Consider the following 6245-nt stretch of genomic DNA (forward strand, 5'->3'; position numbering starts at 1 on the left):
CGTCACCCGTACGCCCGCAGCCAGCGGGACAGCCGCGAGTAGGCATCGGACCGGATGGGCTCGGGGGAAAGGAAGACGTCGTGCAGGGCCCCGTCGATCCGTTCCACGGTGACGGTGCGGCCCAGCGTCAGCGCGCGGATGCCAATGATGTTGACGTCCAGGACGGCGTCACTCCGCCGCATCGTTTCGGACCAGAAGAGGCCGTTGGCGCTGGCCCGGGACAGCAGGACCAGGATGGGGACATCGATGTTAAGACCGCGCGCCACCCGCGCGTGGCCAGCCAGGACTGCCCGCAGCCAGCCGGCCCGCACCGGAAAGGCCATGGGCGGCCGGTACCGCTCATCAAGCCGCCACTCGCCGTCGGCCGTGCTGCTGATGGTGCGCCAGTAGAAGCCCCGTTCAGGCAGGCGCAGCCGGGCCTCCGGCCGGAACCGGGCCACGGGGCGGACCATGCCGGAGGCGGCGCGGCGCACCAGGGAGCTTCCGTGCATCTCCAGCCAGGGGCTGTTGAGCACCAGCTGGGACACTGTCTCCGGGCGGCGGCTCGTCCAGAGGGCAGCCACCAGCCCGCCAGTGGAATGGCCCATCATGGTCACCGGGCCCGGGCCGGTTTCCTGCCCGATCAGGCGGCAGGCTTCCTCGATCTCGGCGTCGTAGGCTGCGAGGTCGGCAACGTACCCGCCGCGTGATTCGGGGCGGAGGCTGCGGCCGTGGTTGTGCATGTCCAGTGCGTAGAAGTCGTATCCGGCCGCGGCCCAGAACCGGGCCAGGTCGACGTTGAAGAAATAGTCGCTCCAGCCGTGAAGGAACAGCACGGCGTGGTGTCCCTGGTCTGCCGGCGCCTGGCTCCGGTCCGGTCGGAACCGGACCAGGGTGGCCGTCCGTTCCACCGCGTCCGGGCCTGTGGCGACAAAGGCGTGGGATTGGAATTCTTCGCCCAGGATGTCCTGCTGCCACTCCATGCCCTCATGCTAATCCTGCTGCAGGAAACCGGCTGCGCCGGCTGGACAGGCGCCTTCCGCCGCTGCGCCGTTTTGGTTTGCGGCCCCTAAGACGGAAAACTAGTGCCATGCGCGTTTATCCCACTTTCTTCAGGCTTGCCTTCTCATGGATGGACGCAGAACGCGCCCACAAGATCGGATTCAAGGGCATCCGGCTGGCGCATGCTTCGGGGGCCGGAAGGCTCCTGCAGAAGCTCACCGCCCCGGCACCGTCATTGCAGACCACAGCGTTCGGTGTGACGTTCCCGTCGCCGTTCGGGCTGGCCGCCGGGTTTGACAAGGAAGGGCACGGGATCGAGGCCCTGACGGAGCTGGGGTTCGGCCACGTGGAGGTGGGCACGATCACCGGCCAGGCGCAGCCGGGCAACGAAAAGCCGCGGCTCTTCCGCCTGGTCCAGGACCGTGCCGTCATCAACCGGATGGGTTTCAACAACGACGGCGCCTCCGCCGTTGCGCCGCGCCTGAAGGCAGCGCGCGCAGCACTCCAGCGCAGGTATCCCGGGGTGCGCCCGGTCATCGGCGTCAACATCGGCAAGACCAAGGTGGTGGAGCTGACGGACGCGGTGTCCGACTACCTCATCAGTGCCCGCAGCCTGGCGCCTGCCGCCGACTACCTGGTGGTCAACGTCAGCTCGCCCAACACCCCGGGCCTCCGGCTGCTGCAGGACGTGGAAACCCTCCGGCCGCTGCTCACGGCCGTCGGTGAAGAGGCTGACCGGGCCGCCGGACGGCATGTGCCCCTGCTGGTGAAGATCGCGCCGGACCTCAGCGACGAGGACATCGACGACGTCGCCCGGCTCGCGCTGGACCTGAAACTCGACGGCATCATCGCCACGAACACCACCATCGCCAGGACCGGGTTGAACTCGCCCGCCGCGGACGTGGAGAAATGCGGCGCCGGCGGCCTGTCGGGTGCCCCGCTGAAGCAGCGGTCCCTTGACGTCCTGCGCCGGCTGAAGAATGCCACGGGCGACCAGCTGGCCCTCGTGGCAGTCGGTGGCGTTGAAACCGCGGAGGATGTCCAGGACAGGTTGGACGCCGGGGCCACGCTGGTCCAGGGTTATACGGCCTTCCTGTATGAAGGGCCCTTCTGGGCTGCCCGGATCAACCGCCGGCTGGCGAAGAACCGGCGTTCCTGAACGACGCAAAAGACCCCGGCGGACATTCCGCCGGGGTCTTTCTTGCTGGTGCCGGGAGTCGGTCTCCCGGGTCGGGTCAGGCCGGGTACTGTCCGCGCTTGACCTGCGGCTTGGGCAGCCGCAGCTTGCGGAACTGCAGGGAGCGCATGGCCCCGTACCAGACGGTGCCCCGCTCAACCTCGCCGAACTTTTCCGCCAGCCGCTTGCGGAGCTTGCGGGACAGGATGAAGGCATCAACGAAGACTGCCAGGAACATGACCCAGAAGGCACCGAGGACGTAAATCATCATGTCGCTGGAGGCCGGGACCACCAGGGACACCAGGACAAAGACCAGGGCGCCGAACATCAGGTACTCACCGAGGTTGAAACGCGCATCCACGTAATCACGGGCAAACCGCTTCTGCGGGCCCTTGTCCCGCAACGGCAGGAACTTCTCGTCGCCGGTGTCCAGCGCCCTGCGCATCTTCAGGCGCTGGTCCTGGACGGCCTGGCGCTCGGCAGCCTTGGACGCCTTGCGGTCCTCCGGTACCAGCGGGCGCTTGCGGGCAGCCTCCTGGGCCTTGCGCGTGGGAGTGGGGGCGCCCTTGCCTGCGACGCCGCCCTGCCGGGCCGCCGCCTCTGCAGCTTGCTGGTCTACTGTTGCCTGCGCCGTGGGCGCCTCTTTTTTACGTCCGAACACCTGAACAGAATACCTTGCGGAGGGCCCCCGCCCGGCTGCGCCCGGCCCGTCGTCACCTGCGGCGCGATGTGACGCAGGTAATGTTTTGGCCATGACTTCTTCATCACCGGCGGCGACCCCGCACAGCACCACGGACCCGTCAGGGCCCCCCACTGACGGAACAGCCCGCGCGGACGACCTCCGCTCGGCCGTGGACCGCTCCTTCGACCGGACCTTGGCGCAGCTGAAGGAACTGGTCGCCATCCCCGGCATCGCCTGGCCGAGCTTTGACCGCGCCCCGCTGGAGCAGAGCGCCGAGGCTGTCGCCGCCCTGCTCCGCGCGGCCGGACTCGGCGACGTGCAGATCCTGGCCTGCAACAAGCCTGACGGCACACCGGGCGGGCCCGCCGTCGTCGCCCGCCGCCCTGCAGCCACGGGCAAGCCCACCATCCTCTTGTACGCGCACCATGACGTCCAGCCTGTGGGCGACGAAGCCCTCTGGAACTCGGAGCCGTTCACCGCCGTCGAAAAGGACGGCCGGCTCTACGGGCGCGGCGCGGCGGATGACAAGGCCGGCATCATGACCCACGTGGCCGCCTTCTCGGCAGTCTCCGAAGTCCTGGCCGGCTCCCTGGGGCTGGGAGTGACGTTCTTCATCGAGGGGGAGGAGGAAGCGGGCTCGCCGACCTTCAGGCCGTTCCTGGAAGCCAACCGCGAACTGCTGCGCGCCGACGTCATCGTCGTGGCCGACTCCAGCAACTGGAAGGTGGGGGTGCCGGCCCTGACCACCAGCCTGCGCGGGCTGGTGGACGGCGTCGTCGAGGTGCAGGTGCTGGAACATGCGGTCCACTCGGGCATGTACGGCGGCCCGGTGCTGGACGCGCCAACCCTGCTGTCCCGCCTGATCGCCACCTTCCATGACGACCAGGGGAACGTGGCCATCGAGGGCCTGGTAGCGACCGACTCGGCCGCCGTCGACATGCCGGAGGCCGACTACCGCGCCGACGCGTCCGTGCTGGACGGGGTCCGCCTGGCCGGGTCGGGCAGTATCGCGTCGCGGCTGTGGACAAAGCCTGCCTTGTCGATCATCGGATTCGACGCTCCTGCCGTGGGGGTTGCTTCCAACACCCTGCTGCCGCGCGCCCGGGCCAAGTTCAGCCTCCGTCTTGCCCCCGGCCAGGTGCCCGCCGAGGCCATGGACGCGGTCCGCCGGCACGTCGAAGCCAACGCACCGTTCGGTGCACGGGTGGTCTTCACGCCGGGGGAGGCCGGGAATCCGTTCCAGACGGACACTTCCTCGGCCGCTGCCGTGCTGGCGATGCGGGCGTTGGGCGAGGCGTGGGGCGTCCCGGCCGTGGAAACCGGCATCGGCGGTTCCATCCCCTTCATCGCCGACCTGACGGAACTGTATCCGGACGTCCAGATCCTGGTGACCGGCGTGGAGGACCCCGACTCGCGGGCCCACAGCGCCAACGAGTCCCTGCACATCGGCGATTTCCGCAACGCCATCGTGGCGGAGGCGCTGGTGCTGGCCGGGCTGAACGACGAAGGGATCTAGGCGGAGCCCCGGAATGTGCGTTCCCAGGGAACAACCGGGACGCTCCGGGGGTTACGTCAGCAGTTAGAGCTACAGGACTGCCGCGCGTAGCATGTAGCTATAGCCCATACCGTAACCGTAGGGGCAGGCGCCGCCAGGGTGGCGCCGCCAGACCGTCCTAAGAAGGTAGGCCAATGAGCACCGCAACCAACGAAAACAGCACCGCCGCAGCAGCGGCCAGTGAGGAACTGCCCGTTCACGAGGTCAACCTGACCGATGTGGCTGCAGGCAAAGTACGCAGCCTCCTCGAACAGGAAGGCCGCACGGACCTGCGCCTCCGCGTTGCCGTGCAGCCCGGCGGCTGCTCGGGGCTGATCTACCAGCTCTACTTCGACGAACGGCTCCTTGACGGTGACGCCGTACGCGATTTCGACGGCGTCGAGGTGGTCGTGGACAAGATGAGCGTGCCGTACCTCAGCGGTGCCAGCATCGACTTCGAGGACACCATCTCGAAGCAGGGCTTCACCATCGACAACCCGAACGCCGGGGGCTCCTGTGCCTGCGGCGATTCGTTCCACTAAGCCGGTTATTTCGCCCGATGCCCGCGCCGGGCTTCCTGCCGTCCAAAACGGCATGGAGGCTCGGCGCCGACATGTGGGCGAAACGCCCGGCGGAGCGGTAAGCTCTACACCGAGTAGTAAAACTTTTAGTGTGCCCGGGGCCGCCGATGGCTGCCCGGACAACAGCAACAAGTAGGAAGGGCCGTCTGTGAGTTCGCAGAACCGAACCGGCAGCCGACGCAAAACGATCACCACGATCTCAAGCTTGGCAATTGCCGGCGCGTTGGTTTTGACCGGATGTTCGCCAGAGGTAGAGAAGGGCTGGCTGCCCACTGAGCGCGGCACCACCAGCAACACCGACCGCATCATGGACCTCTGGGTCAACTCATGGATTGCCGCCCTGGTTGTGGGCATCATTACCTGGGGCCTGATCGTCTGGTGCCTGGTCGCGTACCGCCGCCGCAAGGGCACCGTCGGGTTCCCCCGGCAGACCAGCTTCAACCTCCCGCTCGAGGTCTTCTACCTGACCATCCCGCTGTTCATGGTGCTGGTGTTCTTCTACTTCACCGACCGCGACCAGCAGGCGATCGACGACCGCTCCCAGCCCGCCGACGTCGTCGTCGACGTCCGCGGCAAGCAGTGGGCGTGGGACTTCAACTACAAGTCCGGCGATGTCATCAAGGAAGACCTGCACGAGGCAGGCGTCCAGGCGCACCTCACCGGCAACACCATCGACAAGGACAAGCTCCCCACGCTGTACCTGCCGGTCAACAAGTCCGTCGACCTTGAACTCAACGCCCGCGACGTCATCCACTCCTTCTGGGTGCCGGCGTTCCTGCAGAAGCGCGACATGATCCCGGGCAAGCCCAACTACATCCGGTTCACCCCCACTAAAGAGGGAACCTACGACGGCAAGTGTGCCGAACTCTGCGGCGAGTACCACTCCGAAATGCTGTTCCGCGTCAAGGTCGTGTCGGAATCCGAATTCCAGGCGCACATGGACCAGCTCAAGGCCGAAGGCAACACCGGCCTGCTTGGCGTGGAGTACGACCGCAACCCGAACCTGAACGAAACCAAGTAAGGGGAGCGACGTGGCTACGTACACCCAATCCGCACCCGCGGGAGCCCTGGCGGCTCCTGTGGTGCCAAAATCCAAGGGGCGCATCGTCGTCAACTGGATCACCTCCACCGACCACAAGACCATCGGGTACATGTACCTGATCGCGTCCTTCGTGTTCTTCTGCCTGGGCGGCGTCATGGCGCTGCTGATCCGTGCCGAACTGTTCGAGCCCGGCATGCAGATCCTGCAGACCAAGGAGCAGTACAACCAGCTGTTCACCATGCACGGCA

At 67.0% G+C, this 6245-nt stretch carries 7 protein-coding genes; 5 read left to right on the forward strand and 2 right to left on the reverse strand.

The features are described 5' to 3' along the window. Window positions 1–2: 2 nt before the first annotated feature. Complete coding sequence (locus ACYSM9_RS08625; protein ID WP_461856560.1) at window positions 3–962, reverse strand: alpha/beta hydrolase; 960 nt, start codon at window positions 960–962, stop codon at window positions 3–5. Between the two features lie 107 nt (window positions 963–1069). On the opposite strand from ACYSM9_RS08625, the gene ACYSM9_RS08630 reads away from it, so the two are divergent. Next, window positions 1070–2140 (forward strand): quinone-dependent dihydroorotate dehydrogenase, encoded by a 1071-nt coding sequence (locus tag ACYSM9_RS08630; RefSeq protein WP_461856561.1) that lies wholly within the window; start codon window positions 1070–1072, stop codon window positions 2138–2140. Window positions 2141–2216: 76 nt separating this feature from the next. Here ACYSM9_RS08630 and ACYSM9_RS08635 read toward each other — a convergent pair whose 3' ends face one another. Further along, window positions 2217–2819 (reverse strand): DUF3043 domain-containing protein, encoded by a 603-nt coding sequence (locus ACYSM9_RS08635; protein WP_461856562.1) that lies wholly within the window; start codon window positions 2817–2819, stop codon window positions 2217–2219. A 91-nt stretch (window positions 2820–2910) separates the two neighbouring features. Here ACYSM9_RS08635 and ACYSM9_RS08640 point away from each other — a divergent pair, with 91 nt between their 5' ends. The 4 genes from ACYSM9_RS08640 to ACYSM9_RS08655 form a co-directional block, all read left to right on the forward strand. Continuing rightward, window positions 2911–4356: a M20/M25/M40 family metallo-hydrolase gene (locus tag ACYSM9_RS08640; protein ID WP_461856563.1), complete on the forward strand. Its 1446-nt coding sequence runs from the start codon at window positions 2911–2913 to the stop codon at window positions 4354–4356. A gap of 173 nt (window positions 4357–4529) precedes the next feature. Next, complete coding sequence (locus ACYSM9_RS08645) at window positions 4530–4916, forward strand: HesB/IscA family protein (protein WP_461856564.1); 387 nt, start codon at window positions 4530–4532, stop codon at window positions 4914–4916. Between the two features lie 187 nt (window positions 4917–5103). Continuing rightward, the gene (ctaC, locus tag ACYSM9_RS08650; RefSeq protein WP_461856565.1) at window positions 5104–5976 is read left to right on the forward strand and encodes an aa3-type cytochrome oxidase subunit II; all 873 of its coding nucleotides are present in this window, start codon (window positions 5104–5106) and stop codon (window positions 5974–5976) included. Between the two features lie 10 nt (window positions 5977–5986). Beyond that, window positions 5987–6245, forward strand: a 259-nt coding sequence (locus tag ACYSM9_RS08655; protein WP_461856566.1) for a cbb3-type cytochrome c oxidase subunit I, incomplete at its 3' end; no start/stop codon positions are given.

The sequence above is a fragment of the Arthrobacter sp. C152 genome (genome assembly GCF_054890965.1).